The following is a 23124-nucleotide window of genomic DNA, read 5'->3' as shown; positions in this document are numbered from 1 at the left end:
GCCCCAGAATGCGATAAATAATCACCCTGTTAGCAATATAACTAATATCAAATGAATAAAATTCAATAAGTTGAATAAAATAGGAGGAACCTAAAGAGACTGTTGCGCAACAAGGCAGATAAAAAATAGCCAAAAAGACAGTGATCCCGCTCTAAACAACAGTTTTTTTGTTATAGGATATCCCCAACTATCACTCCCTTCTGTGGAACTCCTCGAATGAGTAAACCAAACCTTGATACTGAGCAGGGGCTGCTCGAACGTGTTTTTAAACTGAAGCAACATGGTACAACCGCACGGACAGAGTTAATTGCGGGTATCACGACCTTTTTGACCATGGTCTATATCGTGTTCGTTAACCCACAGATTTTAGGGGTTGCCGGGATGGATGTGCAGGCGGTATTCGTTACCACCTGCTTGATTGCTGCATTTGGCAGTATCTTTATGGGCTTATTAGCTAACTTGCCAGTCGCACTGGCACCCGCGATGGGGCTTAACGCCTTCTTCGCTTTTGTGGTAGTAGGTGCGATGGGGATTTCATGGCAAGTTGGTATGGGTGCTATCTTCTGGGGCGCAATCGGTTTCCTCTTGCTAACCATTTTCCGCATCCGTTACTGGATGATTGCTAACATCCCATTGAGCCTACGGGTGGGGATTACCAGCGGTATTGGTCTGTTTATTGCCATGATGGGGCTGAAAAATGCCGGCATCGTGGTGGCAAACCCGGATACGCTGGTGATGGTGGGTGATTTGACCTCGCACAGTGTACTGCTGGGGGCATTGGGCTTCTTTATTATTGCGGTGCTGGCATCACGCAATATTCATGCTGCGGTGCTGGTTTCTATTGTGGTCACCACCTTAATTGGTTGGGCGCTGGGTGATGTACATTACTCCGGTATTTTCTCCATGCCACCCAGTGTCACTTCTGTGGTTGGGCAGGTAGATTTAGCTGGTGCGCTGAATATTGGTATGGCGGGGGTTATTTTCTCCTTCATGCTGGTTAACCTGTTTGATTCGTCCGGCACATTGATTGGTGTGACGGATAAGGCCGGTTTGACCGACGATAAAGGTAAGTTCCCGCGCATGAAACAAGCGCTGTATGTGGACAGCATCAGCTCTGTCGCCGGTGCCTTTATCGGCACCTCGTCAGTCACTGCTTATATTGAAAGTTCTTCCGGTGTGTCTGTGGGTGGCCGTACGGGTTTAACCGCAGTCGTGGTCGGGATTTTGTTCCTGCTGGTGATGTTTATTTCTCCGCTGGCTGGGATGGTTCCTGCCTATGCCGCCGCCGGTGCATTGATTTATGTTGGCGTGCTGATGACCTCTAGCCTGTCCCGAGTGAAATGGGATGACCTGACTGAAGCCGTTCCGGCGTTTGTCACCGCAGTGATGATGCCGTTTAGCTTCTCTATTACTGAAGGGATCGCGCTGGGCTTTATTTCTTATTGCTTGATGAAGTTGGGAACTGGCCGCTGGCGTGAAATTAGCCCATGTGTGGTGGTCGTGGCGCTACTGTTTGTGCTGAAAATTGCTTTTGTTGATCACTAATCGCGCATGATTGGCAATTGATTGTAAAAACGCCGCCATTCTTAGTATCAAGGATGACGGCGTTTTACTGAAAACCATTTATCGTCTTATGCTTTTAACTGAGCGCTGATTTTCTCTAGCGCTTGTGTGGCACATTGCGCGTCCAGATGACCACCTGGCGCACCGGCAACCCCTATCGCACCGACCACTTCGTCACCCGCTTTCACTGGCACTCCGCCACCTAATAACAAGAAACCGGGAATATCTTTCAGGTTATTGGCCGCAGGTGTTTTCTGGCTGTTTTCCATCACTTGTCCACTTGGAGTCTTGGTCGACAGTGCGGTAAACGCTTTCTGCTCACTGGCTTTGACGGTATGTGGCCCGGCATTATCCGCGCGCAGTACCGTTTTGATGATACCTGCACGATCCACCACAGTGACCGCGACGTTATAGCCATCAGCCTGGCAAATGGCGAGGGTGCGGCTGGCTAAATCAGTGGCCAAAGCCAGAGAGAGATTGCGTTCAGTGTTTAAACCCGCAGCAGAGGCTTGAGTTATCAGGCCAATGAATAAGGCGGAGGTCAGGGCAATAGGCTTGATCATATAAAATCCTTATTGTTAGCGAAGTGATTTCATCACTGTGTCGCTATCCTACGGCGAAAAGTGGTGAAAAAACATTCGGCTAACTACCCGTTTTACTCCGTAGATCTACCTATCCATTGAGTAATGACTGGCTATCAAGGGCGCATAATGATGAATAAGCAAGGCCAATGAACTCACTTCCAGCTTGGCAAAGAGGTTAGCGCGGTGTGCTTCCACGGTGCGCGGTGAAAGCGACAAAATATGAGCGACTTGTTTACTGGTTTCCCCTTGAATAATCAGGGCTGCAACTTCTCGTTCACGAGCGGAAAGTTGGTTGAGCCTTTGCCGATAATTTGCCAATTGCTGCTGGGTTGCTAGCGCCTGTTCATGCTGTTCCAGCGCCATACTGACGGTTTCAATTAATACATCGGCATCAATGGGTTTGGTTAAAAATTCCAGTGCGCCACCTTTGAAAGCCCGGCGGCATAATTCAACATTGCCATGCCCGGTCATAATGATGACCGGGAGGTTACTATCACGAGATTGAATAGCTTCTAATATCGTCATGCCGCTTTTACCCGGCATACGAATATCCAGCAGAACACAGCTTGGCTGAGTCACGGTCAAAGTATCGAGGAAGGTTTGCCCGTCACTGAATGCTTTAACTTCCCAGCCCATGGTGGTGAGCAAAGCGGCCAATGCTGCACGTACCCCTTCATCATCATCAATCAGATAAATATGTTTTGTCATACGTGCTCCTGATTAATCAGAGGAAAAGTCAGGGTAAAGCGGGCTCCGCCATGTTCACTGTTCCCCGCTTTTATGTCACCCCCCATTCGCTGCACCAATGTTTCACACAGCGTTAGTCCCAATCCCAGCCCACTTTCACGGGTGGTATAGAAAGGGGTAAACAGATGGTCCAGTTGCTGTTGACTGAGCCCCGGCCCGTTATCTTCAATCTGAATAACCCACTGTTTGGGTTGCTGGCTAACAGTGAAATAGACGGTTGGCTTGGGGGATTGCTGTATGGCGTGAATCGCATTACTGAGTAAATTATGCAAAACCTGCTCCAGCCATAAAGGGTCACTCTGAAGTGCTGGCAAATGAGCCGGAATATTATTTAATATTATGATGTTAGCTGCGGTGATTTCATGACTCAAAAGTACCTTAACCCGCTGCCAGATATCAGCCACCCTAACCGGCTGTAAATTTACCTGCCCACGACTGAGTAAGGTGCGTAGCCTTTCCAGTAAAGCGGCAATTCGTTTGATTTGCTCAACTGAAGCCACCAGCAATGGCGCGACTTTCTCGTCCTGCGCCGGTAATAACCTAAGTGCTGTCTGGTTGTAGGTTAGCGTCGCGGTGAGCGGCTGGTTTAATTCATGGGCGATACCGGTCGCTATTTCCCCCATGGCATTTAATCTGGCTTGATCTGCAAATTTAGCCCGCTGCTCGGCATGGGCACGATACTGAGCCAATTGTTGCCAGCGCTGCCAGCCATACAGCATGGCGGCGGTTATCAGTGAAAGCAGCAGGGCGGTAAACCAGGGTAAATCACGCCAAACGGGTGTGGCATGACCAATTAAGGTGAAAGATTGCGCGCCTTCTCCCAAGGGCTTTTGCCACTGCCAGAAGCTTTCCGCAGATGAATGGCCCAGAACCGCCAATTGATGCTGCTGATAGAGTAAGACCAGGCTGTCAAAATTCGCCGGTAAGCCCACGACTTGCAGTAGTTTTTGGCCGTTAACCTGTAAACCGCTACCACTGTATGAGTTAGATAAACGGTAATCGCCCCCCTGAACTTGCAGAGTTAACTGACCGGCTTTTGATTGGTCAGCCGAGGTTTGGTTTATCGCCACTAACTGAGGAAAGTGGCGTTGCAATTGCACCAGTTGGCTTGGCTCGAGCGCCAAAAACAAAATAGCTTGTTGTTGAGCCAACTGCTGGCTCAGCTCGCGGTGAGTGGTGCGAAATTCAGCTTCTCGCTCAGCTTGTTGGGTATTTAATCCGAACCAACCCAGCCAGAATGTGGATATCAGGGTCAGAATAAGCCAGAGCGTGATTTTAATAGCCATCGGTCAATGGTATCCACAAAAGAGAAGGTGGCGATTGATAACATGGTGGTCAGATGAAGGAACCCCCCAGCGCCATAGGGTAGTGGGGGTTCGTTGATTATGCGTTATTTCACACGGACACGATCAATATAGGCGGTAAAGGCAGAAAGCTGACCGGTTAGGAAATCCAATGTCCCTTGGTCAATCAGTTCCTTGGCTTGTTCATCGACTTTGCTTTGAATAATGCCACCCATAAATTCAGGCTTATTCATCACCATTGCATCGAGGAAGACCAAAATCTGGCGCAGATGATATTGGCAACGTGCACCACCTACCGGCCCCATTGAGCTGGTCTGAATCGCGACCGGTTTGCCAGCCAGTGGCTGGTTAGGTAAACGCGATAACCAGTCAATAGCATTCTTTAACCCGCCAGGTACAGAATAGTTATATTCCGGTGTCACGATAATCACCCCATCCGCCTGACGAATCTGGTCTGCAATGGCCTGAATGGTGGTGGGGAACCCATCTTCCTGTTGTACGTCAGCATCATAAAGCGGAATGTCACGAATAGAAGGCAGTGCTTCAATCGTGACACCAGCAGGTGCTAATTTTGGTAGCGCCCGTGCCACCATGGCATTGTAGGAACCACTTCGTAGGCTACCCAGCAGGGTAACAATTTTAAGGGATTGCTGTGACATGACATACTCCCATTGAGTTAAAAAACAGTATCGTTCTTCATCAAGATTAGGCCAAGACGGCACGATAAAACAATGACTATATACGGCGCTGTCCCGTTAAATTTCACTTAAATCAGTGTTTTTCGCAGATTTATTACATTGAAATTGTGATCCTTGGTGAGGAACCCAAAAATCATTTCTTTCCCTTATCAAGTCTGTACGCGAAATGCCGTTAATAGATCTGGAGCTATCCAGCTTTCTTACATTGAGCGACACGATAATGCTAAAAACCACTCAAGCCAGATTTACCTTACTCGTTAGTGCGTTTTTTATTCTTTTGCTGATAATCACTGTGGTGGTTATTCAGCTTTTTGTGACACCACAACTTAAGCAATCTGAAAGCACCATTATTGGCAATAGCGTTGACCAAATCGCGACAGCCATAACAGCGCAAATGAATAAAGTTGAAGCACAAGCCCGCAGTATTACACAGGCTGTTGCCATCATGGACAGTAATGCCATCGATCAATTATTACCTGGGTTAGTGGATCAATATGGCGACAGTAATGTATTTGGTGGTGGGATTTGGCCATTACCGAATAAGCGTGAGCAAGGGGTGATTAAATTCAGTACCTTTTTTGCCCGTAATGGAGAAAATAAGTTAACGGTTAATACCCATTGGAACTCACCCGAAGCGCAAAATTATTTTGAGCAGCCTTGGTATAAAGATGGTCTAAATGCACCTAAAGGCTTCTGTGCCTGGGCTAAGGCTTATCAGGATGATGCAAGCCCACAGCCAAGAACTAACTGTGCGATGGCGATTTATAAAGGTGACGATGTTTATGGTGTTTCAACCATTGACGTCACATTAGGTTTCTTTAACCGCCTGGTTAAAGAGATGGAACAGAAAGTGAATGGCACCATCCTGATTGTTGAAGCTGATGGCAAGATTGTTGGCAGCAGTGCTTTAGCTGACGGCAAAGCCGAGTTAAAAAATCTGTCAGATTTTGCCGGTAGTTCGCCGATGGCTGCAGAGACACAGCGGTTGCTGGCGCAGATGAAAGACCAGAAATCACTGGAAAGTGAATTTGATGTTGATGGAACTTCACACACACTATTTATCCGCCCGATTGCCAATAGCCCGTGGTATTTAGTCACTGACTTACCCACCAGTTTATTGGTCAAACAAAGCCACAGCATTCTGATGCACTTGGGGTTAGTGCAGATCCCCATCATGTTGTTATTGCTATTGTTCTTGGTGTTTTCTATCCGTGTCTTTATGAAACGCTTGGCGGTGTTGAAAGAGAATATCACGGCGCTGTCTGCTGGGGGGGCTGATTTGACTCAGCGCTTGCCACAAAGCACTAGCCCGGAATTCAACGCCATTAACCAAAGTTTCAATGATTTTATCGACTATTTGCAGCAAATGATGCGGCAGGTCGGTGAAAGCAGCCTGGCTATTGCTTCGGCGTCACGTCAAATCGCCAGTGGTAATCTGGACTTATCCGCCCGTACTGAAGATCAGGCCAGTTCCATTGAGCAAACCGCCGCGTCAATGGACGAGTTAACCAGTACCGTGAAGCAAAATGCGGATAATGCCAGCCATGCCAACCAACTGGCAATGGATGCCTCGACGGTTGCGGTAAAAGGCAGCACGGTGGTGAAACAAGTCGTGGATACCATGGGTTCAATCAATCATTCATCGAAGAAAATTGTCGATATCATCAGTGTGATTGATAGCATCGCCTTCCAAACCAATATTCTGGCACTGAATGCGGCAGTAGAGGCCGCCAGGGCGGGCGAACAAGGGCGTGGTTTTGCCGTTGTTGCCTCCGAAGTGCGTAACTTGGCTCAGCGCTCTGCCACTTCCGCCCGCGAAATTAAAAAGCTGATTGAGGATTCAGTGGCTGATATTGCGATTGGTACTGGCTTGGTGGCAGATGCTGGCACCACGATGGATGACCTGATGAGTGGCGTCTCCAATGTGGCGGCATTAATGAATGAAATCATGGCATCGAGTCAGGAGCAAAGCCTGGGGATTGAACAGGTTAATCTGGCGATTAATCAGTTGGATAACTCAACTCAGCAAAATGCGGCGCTGGTGGAGCAAGTGGCTGCGGCAGCACAAGCCATGCAGGATCAAACAGTACAATTGGAAACCGTCATCAGCGGCTTTAAGGTTTAATATTATATAGCCTTGATGCCAAAAAAAATCGAAACCCCTTTTGATACGCAAAAGGGGTTTTTAATTACTCACGGCGAGTTTTACGGGCAAATAAATTCCCCAATGATTGGATTAACTGCACGGTAATAATTAATACAATGGCTGTGGTCACCGTTACGAAAGTATCAAAGCGCTGATAGCCATAAGTGATAGCCAAATCACCAATCCCGCCGCCACCGACAGTACCTGCCATCGCAGTCGCCCCAATTAAACCAATGGTCGCTGTGGTCAGTGCCAATATGAGTGATGAAAGTGCTTCGGGTAGCAAAAAATACCCAATAGCTTGTAGCGGAGTGGCTCCCATCGATTTTGCTGCTTCCAGAATTCCGGGGTTAACATCCAGCAATGAGTTTTCTACCAGCCGACCAATATAAGGAGCAATAAAGATAATCAGCGGCACAATCGCCCCCGGCGTCCCTATGGTGGTATTCACAATCAGGCGAGTAAGAGGGATGATAGCCACCATCAGAATAATGAAAGGCAGTGATCGGATGATATTGATAACAGGATTAAGAATATTGTAGAAAACACGATTATTAATTAACCCTCCCGGACGGGTCACGACCAGCAAAATACCCAAAGGAATACCAATAAGAGAACCGATCACCAATGAAATACTGACCATCACCAAGGTGTCATGCAGTGCCTGGATAAATTGCTCCAGAGTAATAGCGGTTTCGATCATCAATTTATTTCCTGTATATCAATTCCTGTCTCCGCCAGATAAACGACGGCCCTATCAATGGTGCGGTTCTCCCCAGTTAATAGCAGCACCATATGGCCTAGCGTGGTGTCCTGTATCTCTGACATGTTGGCAAACAGAATATTGACGCCAATATCATATTGCTTGATTAACTGATTGATAACCGGCTGTGTGGCGATAGTCCCCATAAAAGCTAGCTTGAATTGACGCCCGGCATGGCTATTATTCAGCAGTTTTTTCACACTCTCAGGTAAGCTGTCTTTTATTACAGTACGAACAAAATTAATCGTGGTGGGATGGGTGGGGTGGCCGAAAACTGTTAATACGGATCCTTGCTCAATAATTTGGCCATTTTCCATAACTGCCACTTTGTTGCATATTTTTTGAATAACTGACATCTCATGAGTAATCAGCAGCACGGTAATATTGTATTGCTGATTAATCTTCTTCAGTAATAACAATATGTGAGCAGTAGTTTGCGGATCCAGTGATGATGTTGCTTCATCGCACAATAGAATTGAGGGATTGGTCGCCAGTGCGCGTGCAATACCAACTCGCTGCTTCTGACCGCCTGATAGCTCATTAGGAAAGCTATGACTTTTATCTCCCAACCCGACAAAGTCCAGAAGCTCAGCAACCCGCTTCTGAATGAATTTTTTATTTTTCCCTAATAAAATAAGTGGCATAGCGACATTCTTAAAAACCGTCTTTGATTCCAGTAAATTAAAATTTTGGAATATCATGCCAATATTTTTTTTCAGCAACCTAAGCTGTTCAGGGCTAAAATCATGCAAATTTTTCCCATCGATCACTACATTTCCCGAGGTTGGGCTTTCCAGTGAATTGACCATCCGTAATAAGGTACTTTTCCCTGCTCCGCTGTAACCGATGATGCCAAATATATCGCCATCATCGATGGTTAAACTGACATCATTAAGCGCCTGGAGTTTGGTTCCTTTACGTTCAAAGGTTTTGAAAATATGCTGAAGCTCAATCATCAAATTATTCCATTAGTTCAGATAATCAGGCAGCATATAACCGGCATATTTTTCGTTTTCTAGAATATACTTTTTGAATTCAGGTGAGTGATACCCAGCAATAATGTCTTTGGCAAACTCTGTATTCTTATTCTTTCCGGCAACAGTGACCACATTAACAAATTGAGTGGTGGGTTTTTCGAGTTGCAGGGCAGAAGTGAGTTTTATGCCATTAGAGACCGCAAAGTTGCCTTGAATAGCACCAAAATCGACATCAGGTAGCGCTCTAACTTGCTGAGCATTATCCATTTCTTTGATAACTAAATGATGCGGATTTTCTGCAATATCCTTTTGAGAGAAAGTCGCTGGATCAATCTTGTCCTTTAATTTTATCCAACCAATAGATTGCAGTAAGAGTGCCGCACGGTATTCATTTGATGGCTGATTAGGAACTGAAATCCACGCCCCCTCCTTAGGCTTGTCTTCCTTTTGGTGTTTGTCTGAATATAACCCCATTGGTGGGGTGGGTACCTGAACAATACCGGCATTATCAATGTGTAGTCGATCGTTGATGGCTTGTAGATAAATCGGGTGCTGCATGATATTGCCATCAATCTCACCGGTGCTGACGGCATTATTTACCTGAATGCCATCATTGAAATCTTTATATTCAATGCTGTATCCTTTTTTTATTAAATATGGCGCCACGCCTTTCTCGAATTGTTCTTTATAGGGACCGGGATTAAACCCCAGCTTAATAGTTTTCTTCTCTTCGCTATGGGCATTCAGTGAAGTTAAAATAATTAAACTGAATAATGGTATCGCCAATGAATGCATTTTCATCATAATTTCCCTGTATCATTATATTTAAATTAAAAGTTATTTTTGCAGGCTGGGCTATTCTGTTAGCGATAAACTGAATAACTAAGAATGAAATTATTCAAACATTACAGGGATAATCCGTAAACGAAGAAAATGACCTTAGCTTATCCACTATAGTCATAAGAGAGTGATGATTGTGTATTAGACGAGTATAACGAAAGGAAATAATGAGAGGGTGAGTAACCCGCTGCACAGCGCACAGCGGGTTTTTGATAATAAAGCCTGAGGTTAGCCCTGAATCAGATTAGGGATTTTTACCGCAGGATTAACATCAGCTTCATAGTCAACGCTATCGACAGCAAAACCGAACAGATTTAAGAACTCGGTCTTATAACCAGTGAAATCGGTTAACTGGTAAATATTGTCGTTGGTGACTTGGTCCCACAGCTGCTGTACCTGGTTTTGAACTTCAGGATCAAGCTCTTTGTAGTCAGCGCGCAGACGACCTTCTTGGTCCATATGTGGTGTATTGCCACACAGGCTGTCTTTATACAGTGAATACACCTGCTCGATACAACCTTCGTGAGTCCCTTTCTCTTTCATCACTTTGAACAACAGTGACAGATACAAAGGCATCATTGGAATGGCGGAGCTGGCCTGAGTCACCACGGCTTTCAGTACTGAAACACGGGCATCGCCGCCGCCATGGGCAGATAAGTTATCGCGAATAGTCAGAACTTTTTGGTCCAGATCCTTCTTGGCTGCGCCAATGGAGCCATTCCAATAGATATCATGGGTGATTTTTTCGCCCAGATAGGTGAAGGCGGTCGTTTGCGCGCCTTCAGCCAGCACGCCCGCTTCCAGCAGCGCATCAATCCACATCTGCCAGTCTTCGCCACCCATAACGGCTACGGTATTGTCGATCTCGGCTTGAGTTGCCGGTTGCAGCACAGCCTCTTTGATCACTTCTTTATCGGTATCTAGACCACGGAACTTCACTTCATGACCAATTGGTTTCAGCGTGGAGTTAAACACTTCACCGGTTTTCGGATGAGTACGGCGTGGTGAGGCCAGGCTGTAGATAACCTGATCAACCTGACCTAAGTCTTGTTTGATGGCTTCGATGGTCAGGCGCTTAATTTCATCGGAGAAAGCATCGCCATTGATGCTTTTCGCGTACAGGCCTTTTTGTTCTGCGAATTTGTGGAATGCGGCACTGTTGTACCAACCAGAGGTACCCGGTTTGCCCTCTTCACCAGCACGTTCAAAGAAAACGCCCAGTGTATCGGCACCACAACCAAATGCTGCTGTAATGCGGGCTGCCAGCCCGTATCCAGTTGACGCACCAATCACTAATACTCGTTTTGGGCCATTAGCGATTGCGCCTTCTGCAGTGACGTAGTCGATTTGCTTTTTGACGTTGGCTTCACAGCCCGCCGGATGAGCAGTCACACAGATAAAGCCGCGTACACGTGGTTTTATAATCATGGATACCTCAATTTATAGATAGAGTTAAGTGTTCGAGCGCCTATACCCTTCATTCTTGATATTGCAGGGGCTTGCTGCCTGCAACGCCAAGTTCTTTGGGCATAATTGTTTCGACCCAGAGAGCAAGACTATCAAAATTAGCGATAATCTGTGTTGGCTCTGTGGCGTCACACTCATTTTCCGATACAAAAACTGGAGAAGATGCGCCCCAGTAAGTCATCCGAGCTAAATTCACCTGTAATTTCACTCAAAGACTGTTGTGCTAAACGTAATTCCTCTGCCAATAACTCACCTGCGTGAGCGCTTACTAACTGTTCATGGCCCTGTACCAGATGCTGTGCGGCTGTTTCCAGCGCTTGCAAATGACGGCGGCGAGCCAGGAAACCACCTTCAGTGTTGCTGGTAAAGCCCATGCTCTGCTTCAGATGGTTACGCAGCAGATCAATACCTTCGCCAGTTCGTGCTGATAAACGGATTAGTGAGTGACCATTTACTTCGGTTAAACCCAAGGTTTCACCTGTAATATCGGCTTTATTGCGCACCACTGTTATTGGTAAAGACGAGGGTAACCGCGCCATAAATTCTGGCCAGATTGCCGACGGCTCAGTGGCATCAGTGGTGGTGCCATCAACCATAAATAGCACGCGATCCGCTTGCTCAATCTCATGCCAGGCCCGTTCGATACCAATCCGTTCAACTTCGTCACTGGCTTCACGTAATCCTGCAGTATCAATGATATGCAGTGGCATTCCATCGATATGAATATGTTCGCGCAATACATCACGAGTTGTTCCGGCAATATCAGTGACAATCGCGGCTTCACGGCCAGCTAACGCATTGAGTAAACTGGATTTACCGGCATTGGGACGGCCAGCAATAACCACTTTCATCCCTTCACGCAGTAGGCTGCCTTGACGGGCTTCTGTGCGTACTTGCTCCAAATCGGCCATGACACCGTTTAACTGACCTTCAATTTTGCCATCTGACAGGAAATCAATTTCCTCATCCGGGAAGTCAATGGCAGCTTCGACGTAGATTCGCAAGTGAGTGAGTGCTTCCACCAATTGATGGATCCGGACAGAAAATGCACCCTGTAATGAGTTCACTGCCGAGCGTGCTGCTTGCTCTGAGCTGGCGTCGATTAGGTCGGCAATGGCTTCAGCTTGCGCTAAATCCAGTTTGTCATTCAAGAATGCGCGCTCAGAGAACTCACCTGGGCGGGCAATCCGCAGCCCTGGAAGGGCCAGAATGCGTTTTAATAGCAAATCCAGTATGACTGGGCCGCCATGACCTTGCAGCTCCAACACGTCTTCGCCAGTGAAGGAGTTCGGGCCGGGAAAATAGAGAGCAATACCTTGGTCCAATATGCTGCCATCGACATCTTTAAAAGGCAGATAATCGGCATAGCGCGGCTTGGGTAATTTACCCAACACGGCTTGCGCGACGGTGGCGGCAGCACGACCAGAAACACGTAAAATGCCAACGCCACCACGGCCAGGGGGCGTTGCTTGTGCCACGATAGTGTCAGTGGTGCTCATGGTTATTTCTCTCTTCTAAAAGAATAAGGCGGTCATATTGACCGCCCTATACCCTTCGTTCTTGAAGTTACAGCGTTGTTGGCTGCTCCCGGCAGATTTGTCACCCGAATCACTGACCAGTATCAGCCCATCGGGATTTATTCGTTTGCTGCCTAGCCGTCACTCCAATGACTTTGGGTAGTTATCATATTAAGACGATTTTTTCTTGTCGCGGCTGTGTAAACCACGTTTTTCCAGACCACGATAAATCAACTGTTGCTGCAGGATGGTCACCAGGTTACTGACGATATAGTACAGTACCAGACCTGCCGGGAACCACAGGAAGAATACAGTGAAGATGACCGGCATGAAGGTCATGATCTTCTGCTGCATCGGGTCAGTCACGGTAGTCGGTGACATCTTCTGAATGAAGTACATGGTGATACCCATCAGAATTGGCAGAATGTAGTACGGGTCTTGTGCTGACAGGTCATGAATCCACAAGATGAATGGCGCATGGCGCAATTCAACAGAACTCATCAACATGTAGTACAACGCCAGGAAGATTGGCATCTGAATGACCAGCGGTAGGCAGCCACCCAGCGGGTTAACTTTCTCAGCTTTGTACAACGCCATCATTTCCTGACTCATACGCTGCTTATCGTCACCGATACGCTCACGCATGGCGGCCAGTTTAGGCTGCAGCAAACGCATTTTCGCCATCGAGGTGTATTGCGCCTTAGTCAGCGGGTACATGATACCACGCACGATAAAGGTGATTACAATGATGGAGAAGCCCCAGTTACCGACAAAGCTGTGAATGAATTTCAACAGTTTGAACAGTGGCTGAGAGATAAACCATAACCAACCATAGTCAACAGTCAGGTCCAGATGTGGCGCAATGGCTGCCATTTTGTCCTGAATTTCTGGGCCCACCCATAAGGTTGCTCCCAGTTGTTTCTGCTCGCCTGGTTGAATGACAACAGGTGTACCTTTAAAGCCGATCGCAGCCAGACCATTCCCTAAATCAGCGGAGTAGAAGGTATTGGTTTCGTTAGCTGTCGGGATCCACGCGGTTGCAAAATATTGCTGCAACATCGCTACCCAGCCACCTTTGGTGGTTATTTCCAGACTTTTGTCTTCGATATCACTAAAGCTATATTTTTTATATTTAGTTTCATCAGAAGAGTATGCCGCACCACGGTAGGTATGCAGCGCAAAGTTATTGCTGCCGGTATCACGGTGCTTAGGCAAATTGATGCTTTGCTTCAATTGACCAAATAGAGTCAGTTCCAGCGGAGCTTCAGAGGCATTTTTAACATGATAATCGACGCCGATGGCGTAATCATTACGTTTCAGCAAAAATGTCTTGGTGAAAACAGAGCCGTCTTTGCCGGTGAAGGTCAATGGAATGCGCAGTTCATCTTGGCCATCAGCTAATATAAAGCTGGTTTGAGGCACCTCAAACAACGGGCGCTCACCGTTAGCTGGATTGTCCGGACCGCTTTTACCTGTCAAGCCGCTTTGTGCTTGATAAATGAAAGCTGGGGTAGTTTCCAGTAATTCGAAAGTTTTGTCTGAACCCAGAGCATCCGGGTAAGCCAGCAGGTTAGCCTGCTCGATGTCACCGCCACGGGTATTAATGGTCAGAGACAGCACATCAGTTTTTACAGTAATCAGTTGACCCTGACCACTGCCTGGCACAGCCTGGCTTGCTTTATCACCGGTAGCAGTATTCGCAGTCTGTTGCGTGGTCTGAGCGGCTGGCTGAGGACTGTTGTCCACTTGCCAGGCTTGCCAGATCATGAAAGACACGAACAGCAGAGCGATGAGTAGAAGATTGCGTTGCGAATCCATCGTTAGTGTTCTCTGTTATCGTCGGGTTTCGGCGGCACGGGATCATCGCCACCTGGGTTCAAAGGGTGGCATTTTAATACGCGTTTCAGTGTTAACCAACTGCCTTTTATCATACCAAACCGGCTCAATGCCTCAATTCCGTAATGAGAGCATGTCGGATGGAAACGACAACGCGGCCCCAACAGCGGACTAATCACGAGCTGATAGCCCCTGATTAGCCCGATCAGGATGCGGGAGCCTGGCGACAGTGGCGACGCCATAATTTTTCCAAAGCTTCCGTCAACGCACGGTTATCGAGGTCAGCCACACCTTTTTTCACCAAAACGACAAAATCCATTGATGGCAAAGTATGCTGATGCAAACGGAAGCTTTCGCGTGCTAAGCGCTTTATCCGATTACGTTCATGAGCACGTTTGACATGTTTTTTGGCGACGGTGAGACCAATGCGGGGATGCCCCAGCTCGTTCAGGCGGCCGAGGATGGTGATTTGCGGCGTGCCAGCCCGTTGTGGCTGCTGGAAGACGAAAGTAAAATGACTGGGAGTTAACAAACGTAACTCCCTAGGAAATGCTAGCTTAACCACTTAGATGGTTAGCTTTTATTACTTAGAAACAGTCAGACGAGAACGGCTTTTCGCACGACGGCGAGCCAGAACTTGACGACCATTTTTGGTGGCCATACGAGCACGGAAACCGTGGCTACGGTTGCGCTTCAATACGGACGGTTGGAAAGTGCGTTTCATAGCGATTTCTACCTAAACTTAAAATAATTACTGATTCAGTAAACGCGTTTGGCTGCTCGGAGTGAAGACACCGACGCCTCAATCGCAACATATAAAGAAGCGGGATTGTAATAATTGTACAGTCCTGAGTCAATTGACATTGCGCCCGCCCGCACAGAAGTTTTCTGTATCGGGAGTTTACCAAGAGCCTGTCCGTGTTCACCGCTGGTTTCTTTTTGGCCAAGACCATCAAGAGATCAGGCATCACACGTAGGGCTGAGGATTATACGGACTCCCGAATAAATCGCAAGGATCGCCGCGTGATCCTTAAAAGATTAATGAGGATCAGTTGACAGAAAAGGGGAAGGCGACTTCAGTTTATTCTGAAATGTTTCGGGATCATTGACGATGAAGGGCACGAAAAGCTGTGCGCTAGGCTACACTCCCAACAGAAGTTATGTCCTGTGGATAAAAAGGATCTAATCTGTGAGGAAGGGGAGGATCTATTGCTCCTTTTGCGCTATGATCCGCCATTCCGATCGCATCCACTACTCTGGGATCACTACTCCAGGATCATAGGGGGATGCGAGTCGTAAAAACAACCGAAAAACGGTTCGCATGTCACTTTGGCTTGCTACAGGCCATATTGGCGTGTGTCAAAAACGATGAGTTACAAAAAATCCTGATTTCTTTCTTTTATTGATCTTGTTCGAGTGGAGTCCGCCGTGTCACTTTCGCTTTGGCAGCAGTGTCTTGCCCGATTGCAGGATGAGTTACCTGCCACAGAATTTAGTATGTGGATACGCCCCCTACAGGCGGAACTGAGTGACAATACTCTGGCGCTTTACGCACCTAATCGTTTTGTACTGGACTGGGTTCGTGATAAGTACTTAAACAATATCAATGGCTTACTTAATGACTTCTGTGGTGCCGAGGTTCCTTTACTCCGTTTTGAAGTAGGGAGTAAACCGACGGTAAGAGCACAGAGTCATCCAGTTACAGCCAGTGTTAGCGCGCCTGTTGCTCCGGTTACCCGCAGTGCACCTATGCGTCCGAGTTGGGACAGTTCACCGGTTCAGCCTGAACTTTCTTATCGTTCGAATGTGAACCCTAAACACACATTTGATAACTTTGTTGAAGGTAAATCTAACCAACTGGCTCGTGCTGCAGCGCGTCAGGTTGCGGATAATCCGGGTGGTGCGTATAACCCCTTGTTCCTTTATGGCGGTACAGGCTTGGGTAAAACTCACCTGTTACATGCTGTGGGGAATGGCATTATGGCTCGTAAAGCCAATGCCAAAGTGGTTTATATGCATTCGGAGCGTTTTGTGCAAGATATGGTTAAAGCCTTGCAAAACAACGCAATAGAAGAATTTAAGCGCTATTATCGTTCGGTTGATGCATTATTAATCGATGATATTCAGTTCTTTGCCAATAAAGAGCGTTCCCAGGAAGAGTTTTTCCACACCTTTAATGCTTTGCTGGAAGGCAATCAGCAGATCATTTTGACCTCAGATCGCTATCCAAAAGAGATCAATGGGGTAGAAGATCGTCTGAAATCGCGGTTTGGCTGGGGCCTCACGGTGGCAATTGAGCCACCAGAGCTGGAAACCCGTGTCGCGATACTGATGAAGAAAGCGGATGAAAATGATATTCGCTTGCCGGGTGAGGTTGCGTTCTTTATTGCCAAGCGTCTGCGTTCCAACGTGCGTGAGCTGGAAGGGGCATTGAATCGTGTGATCGCCAATGCCAATTTTACCGGGCGAGCAATCACCATTGATTTTGTTCGTGAAGCTCTGCGTGACTTACTGGCATTGCAGGAAAAACTGGTTACTATCGATAATATTCAAAAGACGGTTGCTGAATATTATAAAATTAAGGTCGCTGACCTGCTCTCCAAACGGCGTTCCCGTTCGGTGGCCCGTCCACGCCAAATGGCGATGGCGCTGGCGAAAGAGCTAACCAACCACAGCCTGCCTGAAATCGGCGATGCGTTTGGTGGCCGCGACCATACCACGGTGTTGCATGCTTGCCGCAAGATTGAGCAATTGCGTGAAGAAAGCCACGACATCAAAGAAGATTTCTCTAACTTAATCAGAACATTATCCTCCTAGCGCTATGAAATTTATCATTGAACGTGAGCATCTGCTAAAACCGCTGCAACAGGTCAGTAGCCCGCTGGGTGGACGTCCTACGTTGCCAATCTTGGGTAACTTGTTGCTGCAAGTCACGGAAGGTTCTTTGCTGCTGACTGGTACCGATCTGGAAATGGAGATGGTTGCGCGCGTGGCGCTGTCTCAGCCCCATACTCAGGGCGCAACCACTGTGCCCGCCCGGAAGTTTTTTGATATCTGGCGTGGTTTGCCGGAAGGTGCAGAAATTACCGTTGCGTTGGATGGCGATCGCCTACTGGTGCGTTCAGGCCGTAGTCGTTTCTCGCTATCCACTCTGCCTGCAGCAGATTTTCCAAATTTGGATGATTGGCAGAGTGAAGTTGAATTCACTTTACCGCAGGCAACCCTGAAGCGTCTGATTGAGTCTACTCAGTTCTCAATGGCTCATCAGGATGTGCGCTATTACTTGAATGGCATGCTGTTTGAGACTGAAGGTGAAGAATTGCGTACTGTCGCAACCGATGGTCACCGTTTGGCCGTTTGTTCGATGCCAGTAGGCCAGACGCTACCTTCACATTCGGTGATCGTGCCGCGTAAAGGTGTGATGGAGTTGGTTAGGTTACTGGATGGCGGTGACACACCACTACGCCTGCAAATCGGTAGTAATAATATCCGCGCACATGTTGGTGACTTCATTTTCACCTCTAAGCTGGTTGATGGTCGTTTTCCTGATTATCGTCGGGTATTACCGAAGAATCCCGACAAAACGCTGAAAGCAAGTTGCGATTTGCTGAAACAGGCTTTCGCTCGAGCGGCAATATTGTCCAATGAGAAGTTTCGTGGTGTACGGCTGTATGTTAGCCAAAACCAGCTTAAGATCACCGCTAATAACCCTGAACAGGAAGAAGCGGAAGAGATTCTCGATGTTAGCTACGATGGGGCGGAAATGGAGATCGGCTTCAACGTCAGCTATGTGCTTGATGTGCTTAATGCACTCAAGTGTGAAGATGTCAGCCTGTTACTGACTGATTCGGTCTCCAGCGTGCAGATTGAAGATGGTAATAGTCAGGCTGCGGCCTATGTTGTCATGCCAATGCGTCTGTAGTATTTATCGGGCTATCTTACTTGCCCTTGTGCGATTGGTCAGTGCTCGTACTCCTCACGTACTTATGTACGCTCCGGGTACTGTGCGCTGGCCGCACGCACATGGCCTGCGACGATAACGCCCTTGATCAAAAATAAGGCGATATCGCCTTAGATTATAAGAATAAGAAGCAGTTTCATGGCGTTGACGCGTTTACTGATAAAAGATTTCCGCAATATTGAATCGGCAGACTTAGCGCTGGCGTCGGGTTTTAATTTTTTAGTCGGCCCCAACGGCAGTGGTAAAACCAGTGTGTTGGAGGCGATTTATACCCTTGGTCATGGACGTGCTTTTCGTAGTTTGCAAGCTGGCCGTGTGATACGTCACGAATGTGCCGAGTTTGTCTTACATGGCCGGGTTGATGCTAACGAGCGTGAATCGTCCGTGGGATTGAGCAAAAGCCGGCAGGGTGATACCAAAGTGCGCATTGATGGCACTGATGGACATAAAGTGGCTGAATTGGCGCAAATGCTGCCGATGCAACTGATTACCCCTGAGGGTTTTACGTTATTGAATGGTGGGCCGAAGTTTCGGCGCGCTTTTTTAGACTGGGGTTGCTTTCATAACGAACCCGGTTTTTTTACGGCCTGGAGCAATCTGAAAAGATTACTTAAGCAGCGCAACGCCGCGCTGCGCCAGGTTAGTCGCTATACGCAAATCCGGGCTTGGGATCAGGAAATTATCCCACTGGCTGAGCGTATTAGTGAGTGGCGGGCGGCATACAGTGATGCAATTGCGGCAGATATTTCAGCCACATGCGCTCTGTTCCTGCCAGAGTTCGCCTTGAGTTTCTCTTTCCAGCGCGGCTGGGATAAAGAGAGTGACTACGGTGAGTTGCTGGAACGCCAGTTTGAGCGTGACAGAGCGCTAACCTATACCGCTGTCGGGCCACATAAAGCGGATTTCCGCATTCGGGCCGATGGTACGCCGGTAGAAGATTTGCTATCGCGTGGTCAGTTGAAATTGCTGATGTGCGCACTGCGGTTAGCGCAGGGTGAGTTTCTCACCCGACAGAGCGGGCGGCGTTGCCTGTATCTGCTTGACGATTTTGCTTCCGAATTAGACACCGGCCGTCGTCGATTATTGGCCGAGCGTTTGAAAGCTACCCAGGCACAGGTTTTTGTCAGCGCAGTAAGTGCTGAACAAGTGACTGACATGGTAGGTGAAAAGGGCAAGATGTTCCGCGTGGAACATGGCAAAATAGAGGTTCAACCACAGGATTAAAAATGAGCGAGAAACGTTGATGTCGAATACTTATGACTCCTCAAGTATCAAGGTATTAAAAGGGCTGGATGCGGTTCGTAAGCGTCCGGGCATGTATATCGGTGATACTGATGATGGTACCGGTCTGCACCACATGGTATTCGAGGTTGTGGACAACGCTATCGACGAAGCCCTCGCTGGTCACTGTAAAGAAATTGTGGTGACTATCCATTCGGATAACTCCGTTTCTGTACAGGATGATGGTCGTGGTATCCCAACCGGTATGCATGATGAGGAAGGGGTATCGGCAGCTGAGGTCATCATGACCGTGTTGCATGCTGGCGGTAAATTTGACGATAACTCGTACAAAGTTTCCGGCGGTTTGCACGGCGTGGGTGTGTCAGTTGTTAACGCTCTGTCTGAAAAACTGGAGCTGGTGATCCGCCGTGAAGGTAAAGTTCACGAGCAGACTTACAGAATGGGTGTGCCGCAGGCACCATTGAAAGTGGTGGGTGAAACCGATCAAACCGGGACTACCGTGCGCTTCTGGCCAAGCTTCCAGACCTTCACCAATAACATCGAATTCCAATATGAAATCCTGGCTAAACGCCTGCGCGAGCTGTCGTTCCTGAACTCCGGGGTTTCAATCAAATTGAGAGACAAACGTAACGACAAAGAAGACCACTTCCATTATGAAGGCGGTATCAAAGCGTTTGTTGAGTATCTGAACAAAAACAAAAACCCGATCCACCCAAAAGTGTTCTATTTCTCCACCATGAAAGATGATATTGGCGTAGAAGTGGCCCTGCAGTGGAATGATGGTTTCCAGGAAAATATTTACTGTTTCACCAACAATATTCCTCAGCGTGATGGCGGGACTCACTTAGTGGGCTTCCGTACGGCAATGACCCGTACCCTGAACAGCTACATGGATAAAGAAGGCTACAGTAAAAAAGCGAAAATCAGTGCGACGGGTGATGATGCTCGTGAAGGCCTGATTGCCGTAGTTTCGGTGAAAGTGCCAGACCCTAAATTCTCCTCACAGACCAAAGATAAATTGGTTTCTTCTGAGGTGAAAACAGCGGTTGAAACGCTGATGAACGAGAAGCTGGTTGAGTATTTGCTGGAAAACCCAACCGACGCCAAAATCGTGGTTGGTAAAATTATCGATGCGGCCCGTGCCCGTGAAGCGGCGCGTAAAGCCCGTGAAATGACACGTCGTAAAGGGGCGCTGGACTTAGGCGGCTTGCCAGGCAAGCTAGCTGACTGTCAGGAACGTGATCCGGCATTGTCCGAACTTTACTTAGTGGAAGGGGACTCCGCGGGCGGCTCTGCTAAGCAAGGCCGTAACCGTAAGAACCAGGCGATTTTGCCGCTGAAAGGTAAAATTCTGAACGTCGAGAAAGCGCGTTTTGACAAAATGCTTTCTTCACAAGAAGTCGCCACACTGATTACTGCACTGGGCTGTGGTATTGGCCGGGATGAATATAACCCGGACAAACTGCGCTATCACAGTATCATTATCATGACCGATGCCGACGTGGATGGTTCTCACATCCGTACTTTGCTGCTTACGTTCTTCTACCGCCAGATGCCGGAAATTATTGAGCGTGGCCATGTCTACATCGCTCAGCCGCCATTGTATAAAGTGAAGAAAGGCAAGCAAGAGCAATACATCAAAGATGATGATGCTATGGAACAGTACCAGATGACATTGGCATTGGATGGGGCAGCACTGCACATCAATGAACATGCACCTGCACTGTCCGGTGAGCCGTTAGAGCGACTGGTTGCTGAACATTACAGCGTACAGAAAACCATCGCGCGTATGGAACGCCGTTATCCACGTGCTTTGCTGAATAACCTGATTTATCAGCCGACGCTGCAAGAAGAAGAGCTAAGCAATAAAGAAGTTGTGACGCAGTGGATTGAGTCGCTGGTGGCCTTGCTGAATGAAAAAGAGCAACACGGCAGCAGCTACAGCGCTGTAGTGCGTGAAAACCGTGAGCGTCAATTGTTCGAGCCAATATTACGTATCCGTACCCACGGTGTAGATACTGATTATGAATTGGACTTTGATTTCATTCACGGTGGCGAATACCGCAAAATCTGTCTGCTTGGTGACAAGCTGCGTGGCCTGATTGAAGAGGGTGCCTTTGTTGAACGTGGCGATCGCCGTGTGCCGGTTTCCAGCTTTGAAGGTGCGCTAGATTGGTTGGTGAAAGAGTCTCGTCGTGGCCTGGCAATCCAGCGCTATAAAGGTTTGGGTGAAATGAACCCAGAACAATTGTGGGAAACCACGATGGATCCAGAAGGTCGTCGTATGTTGCGTGTGATGGTTAAGGATGCCATTGCGGCTGACCAACTATTCACTACCCTGATGGGTGATGCGGTTGAACCTCGTCGTGCCTTTATCGAAGAGAATGCGCTGCGTGCAGCGAACATCGATATCTAATTGATCAGACAGGTTATTGATTAACAAAAAGCCCAGAGCAGAAAACTGCGTCTGGGCTTTTTTTTGCTCGTAGAGGGCTCTATTTAAGATTTCGCTCTCTGTGATACTGATGCGGCGCACAGACTCACTAGAATCTGATCGCTGAATCGCGTTAGCATGGAATATTGGCTAAATAAATGTGAGGACCTATGGCTATTGAATTGATCGCTATTGATATGGATGGCACGCTGCTGAATCCACAGCATGAAGTTACCCCGCGGGTAAAACAGGCGATTACCGCTGCCCGTGAGAAAGGGGTCTGTGTGGTTTTGGCAACCGGTCGTCCTTATATCGGTGTCCAACGTTATTTGCGCGAACTCAATATGGAAGGCAGTGGCGATTATTGCATCACTAACAACGGTGCATTGGTGCAAAAAGCCGCAACCGGTGAGTGTATTTTGCAAGAAACGATCAGTTTTGACGATTACCGTTATTTTGAAGCCTTATCGCGCGAAATGGGGGTGAGTTTTCAGGCTTTTGATTTTGATACTTTATATACCGCGAACAAAGACATCAGCAAATATACGCTGCACGAAGTGATGTTAACGGGTATTCCATTGAAATATCGGGCGGTAGAAGAGATGGACCCGACATTACGTTTCCCGAAAGTGATGATGATTGATGAGCCAGAAAAACTGGACCGTGCTTTGGAGATGATGCCAGCCGAGGCTTTTGAGCGTTTCACCATCATGAAAAGTGCGCCTTTTTACCTAGAGATCTTGAGTAAACGGGTTGATAAGGGAACTGGCGTGAAGATGCTGGCGGAGCATTTAGGTATCGCACAGGCGAATATCATGGCGTTGGGTGATCAGGGCAATGATATCGCCATGGTTAATTACGCCGGTGTGGGTGTCGCGATGGGCAATGCAATCCCTGAGCTAAAAGAGATAGCGCAGTTTGTGACTGGTACCAATACTGAAGATGGTGTAGCTATGGCAATTGAGAAATATGTTCTTTAGCTAAGAAGATAAAACCTCAGTGCATTTTGCGTTGGGGCTAATTATCTTAATCCGTGTTTTTCAAT

At 47.7% G+C, this 23124-nt stretch carries 19 protein-coding genes and 1 pseudogene; 7 read left to right on the top strand and 13 right to left on the bottom strand.

Annotated features, from left to right (window positions below):
- The first annotated feature begins 216 nt into the window (after positions 1-216).
- A complete protein-coding gene (locus DJ58_RS09155) occupies positions 217-1545 on the top strand; it encodes an NCS2 family permease (RefSeq protein ID WP_004707305.1) in 1329 nt (442 codons plus the stop codon).
- An 86-nt stretch (positions 1546-1631) separates the two neighbouring features.
- Here DJ58_RS09155 and DJ58_RS09160 read toward each other — a convergent pair whose 3' ends face one another.
- From DJ58_RS09160 to DJ58_RS09175, 4 genes and pseudogenes are all read right to left on the bottom strand, one after another.
- Positions 1632-2126, bottom strand: coding sequence for a GlcG/HbpS family heme-binding protein (locus DJ58_RS09160; RefSeq protein ID WP_004707304.1), 495 nt, complete (start codon positions 2124-2126; stop codon positions 1632-1634).
- 105 nt (positions 2127-2231) lie between these two features.
- A complete protein-coding gene (locus tag DJ58_RS09165; RefSeq protein WP_032910582.1) occupies positions 2232-2855 on the bottom strand; it encodes a response regulator transcription factor in 624 nt (207 codons plus the stop codon).
- A pseudogene (locus DJ58_RS09170) lies at positions 2830-4180 on the bottom strand (sensor histidine kinase). Before DJ58_RS09170 ends, DJ58_RS09165 begins: the two are co-directional and overlap by 26 nt.
- Before the next feature lie 104 nt (positions 4181-4284).
- Positions 4285-4857: an NADPH-dependent FMN reductase gene (locus DJ58_RS09175; RefSeq protein WP_004707301.1), complete on the bottom strand. Its 573-nt coding sequence runs from the start codon at positions 4855-4857 to the stop codon at positions 4285-4287.
- 259 nt (positions 4858-5116) lie between these two features.
- On the opposite strand from DJ58_RS09175, the gene DJ58_RS09180 reads away from it, so the two are divergent.
- The gene (locus DJ58_RS09180) at positions 5117-7021 is read left to right on the top strand and encodes a methyl-accepting chemotaxis protein (protein ID WP_004707300.1); all 1905 of its coding nucleotides are present in this window, start codon (positions 5117-5119) and stop codon (positions 7019-7021) included.
- A 64-nt stretch (positions 7022-7085) separates the two neighbouring features.
- On the opposite strand, the gene DJ58_RS09185 is transcribed toward DJ58_RS09180, so the two are convergent.
- From DJ58_RS09185 to rpmH, 9 genes are all read right to left on the bottom strand, one after another.
- Positions 7086-7745 carry a methionine ABC transporter permease gene (locus tag DJ58_RS09185; RefSeq protein ID WP_004707299.1) on the bottom strand — a complete coding sequence of 220 codons (660 nt, stop codon included), beginning with the start codon at positions 7743-7745 and terminating at the stop codon, positions 7086-7088.
- Positions 7745-8761 carry a methionine ABC transporter ATP-binding protein gene (locus DJ58_RS09190; protein ID WP_032913250.1) on the bottom strand — a complete coding sequence of 339 codons (1017 nt, stop codon included), beginning with the start codon at positions 8759-8761 and terminating at the stop codon, positions 7745-7747. The genes DJ58_RS09185 and DJ58_RS09190 overlap by 1 nt, the downstream gene beginning before the upstream one ends.
- A gap of 12 nt (positions 8762-8773) precedes the next feature.
- Positions 8774-9583, bottom strand: coding sequence for a MetQ/NlpA family ABC transporter substrate-binding protein (locus DJ58_RS09195; RefSeq protein WP_032910580.1), 810 nt, complete (start codon positions 9581-9583; stop codon positions 8774-8776).
- Between the two features lie 267 nt (positions 9584-9850).
- The gene (gene fabV, locus DJ58_RS09200; protein WP_004707296.1) at positions 9851-11050 is read right to left on the bottom strand and encodes an enoyl-ACP reductase FabV; all 1200 of its coding nucleotides are present in this window, start codon (positions 11048-11050) and stop codon (positions 9851-9853) included.
- Between the two features lie 173 nt (positions 11051-11223).
- Positions 11224-12588 (bottom strand): tRNA uridine-5-carboxymethylaminomethyl(34) synthesis GTPase MnmE, encoded by a 1365-nt coding sequence (gene mnmE, locus DJ58_RS09205; protein ID WP_004707295.1) that lies wholly within the window; start codon positions 12586-12588, stop codon positions 11224-11226.
- Between the two features lie 189 nt (positions 12589-12777).
- Positions 12778-14424: a membrane protein insertase YidC gene (gene yidC / locus DJ58_RS09210; protein ID WP_032910578.1), complete on the bottom strand. Its 1647-nt coding sequence runs from the start codon at positions 14422-14424 to the stop codon at positions 12778-12780.
- Positions 14425-14426: 2 nt separating this feature from the next.
- Positions 14427-14684 carry a membrane protein insertion efficiency factor YidD gene (gene yidD / locus DJ58_RS22750; protein WP_005161103.1) on the bottom strand — a complete coding sequence of 86 codons (258 nt, stop codon included), beginning with the start codon at positions 14682-14684 and terminating at the stop codon, positions 14427-14429.
- Entirely contained in the window at positions 14648-15007 is a 360-nt protein-coding gene (gene rnpA, locus DJ58_RS09215; RefSeq protein ID WP_005161101.1) for a ribonuclease P protein component, read from the bottom strand. The genes yidD and rnpA overlap by 37 nt, the downstream gene beginning before the upstream one ends.
- Before the next feature lie 18 nt (positions 15008-15025).
- Positions 15026-15166: a 50S ribosomal protein L34 gene (rpmH, locus tag DJ58_RS09220; protein WP_002220736.1), complete on the bottom strand. Its 141-nt coding sequence runs from the start codon at positions 15164-15166 to the stop codon at positions 15026-15028.
- 704 nt (positions 15167-15870) lie between these two features.
- Between rpmH and dnaA the strand changes: the two genes are divergently transcribed.
- From dnaA to yidA, 5 genes are all read left to right on the top strand, one after another.
- Positions 15871-17259 carry a chromosomal replication initiator protein DnaA gene (gene dnaA, locus DJ58_RS09225; protein ID WP_004707291.1) on the top strand — a complete coding sequence of 463 codons (1389 nt, stop codon included), beginning with the start codon at positions 15871-15873 and terminating at the stop codon, positions 17257-17259.
- A gap of 4 nt (positions 17260-17263) precedes the next feature.
- Positions 17264-18364, top strand: coding sequence for a DNA polymerase III subunit beta (dnaN, locus tag DJ58_RS09230; protein WP_004707290.1), 1101 nt, complete (start codon positions 17264-17266; stop codon positions 18362-18364).
- Between the two features lie 177 nt (positions 18365-18541).
- Complete coding sequence (recF, locus tag DJ58_RS09235) at positions 18542-19627, top strand: DNA replication/repair protein RecF (protein ID WP_004707289.1); 1086 nt, start codon at positions 18542-18544, stop codon at positions 19625-19627.
- Between the two features lie 19 nt (positions 19628-19646).
- Entirely contained in the window at positions 19647-22061 is a 2415-nt protein-coding gene (gene gyrB, locus DJ58_RS09240) for a DNA topoisomerase (ATP-hydrolyzing) subunit B (protein WP_032913249.1), read from the top strand.
- A 188-nt stretch (positions 22062-22249) separates the two neighbouring features.
- Positions 22250-23059, top strand: coding sequence for a sugar-phosphatase (yidA, locus tag DJ58_RS09245; protein WP_004707287.1), 810 nt, complete (start codon positions 22250-22252; stop codon positions 23057-23059).
- Positions 23060-23124: the final 65 nt, after the last annotated feature.

This window comes from Yersinia frederiksenii ATCC 33641 (genome assembly GCF_000754805.1).
GTDB lineage: Bacteria > Pseudomonadota > Gammaproteobacteria > Enterobacterales > Enterobacteriaceae > Yersinia > Yersinia frederiksenii.
Note: the sequence above shows the minus strand (reverse complement) of the source record. Positions and strands in the feature narration are given on the sequence as shown.

Excerpts from the sequence above, each read along its gene's own strand:
- DJ58_RS09155 (WP_004707305.1), top strand. The coding sequence starts at position 217 with ATGAGTAAACCAAACCTTGATACTGAGCAGGGGCTGCTCGAACGTGTT.
- DJ58_RS09160 (WP_004707304.1), bottom strand. The coding sequence starts at position 2,126 with ATGATCAAGCCTATTGCCCTGACCTCCGCCTTATTCATTGGCCTGATA.
- DJ58_RS09165 (WP_032910582.1), bottom strand. The coding sequence starts at position 2,855 with ATGACAAAACATATTTATCTGATTGATGATGATGAAGGGGTACGTGCA.
- DJ58_RS09175 (WP_004707301.1), bottom strand. The coding sequence starts at position 4,857 with ATGTCACAGCAATCCCTTAAAATTGTTACCCTGCTGGGTAGCCTACGA.
- DJ58_RS09180 (WP_004707300.1), top strand. The coding sequence starts at position 5,117 with ATGCTAAAAACCACTCAAGCCAGATTTACCTTACTCGTTAGTGCGTTT.
- DJ58_RS09185 (WP_004707299.1), bottom strand. The coding sequence starts at position 7,745 with ATGATCGAAACCGCTATTACTCTGGAGCAATTTATCCAGGCACTGCAT.
- DJ58_RS09190 (WP_032913250.1), bottom strand. The coding sequence starts at position 8,761 with ATGATTGAGCTTCAGCATATTTTCAAAACCTTTGAACGTAAAGGAACC.
- DJ58_RS09195 (WP_032910580.1), bottom strand. The coding sequence starts at position 9,583 with ATGAAAATGCATTCATTGGCGATACCATTATTCAGTTTAATTATTTTA.
- fabV (WP_004707296.1), bottom strand. The coding sequence starts at position 11,050 with ATGATTATAAAACCACGTGTACGCGGCTTTATCTGTGTGACTGCTCAT.
- mnmE (WP_004707295.1), bottom strand. The coding sequence starts at position 12,588 with ATGAGCACCACTGACACTATCGTGGCACAAGCAACGCCCCCTGGCCGT.
- yidC (WP_032910578.1), bottom strand. The coding sequence starts at position 14,424 with ATGGATTCGCAACGCAATCTTCTACTCATCGCTCTGCTGTTCGTGTCT.
- yidD (WP_005161103.1), bottom strand. The coding sequence starts at position 14,684 with ATGGCGTCGCCACTGTCGCCAGGCTCCCGCATCCTGATCGGGCTAATC.
- rpmH (WP_002220736.1), bottom strand. The coding sequence starts at position 15,166 with ATGAAACGCACTTTCCAACCGTCCGTATTGAAGCGCAACCGTAGCCAC.
- dnaN (WP_004707290.1), top strand. The coding sequence starts at position 17,264 with ATGAAATTTATCATTGAACGTGAGCATCTGCTAAAACCGCTGCAACAG.
- recF (WP_004707289.1), top strand. The coding sequence starts at position 18,542 with ATGGCGTTGACGCGTTTACTGATAAAAGATTTCCGCAATATTGAATCG.
- gyrB (WP_032913249.1), top strand. The coding sequence starts at position 19,647 with ATGTCGAATACTTATGACTCCTCAAGTATCAAGGTATTAAAAGGGCTG.
- yidA (WP_004707287.1), top strand. The coding sequence starts at position 22,250 with ATGGCTATTGAATTGATCGCTATTGATATGGATGGCACGCTGCTGAAT.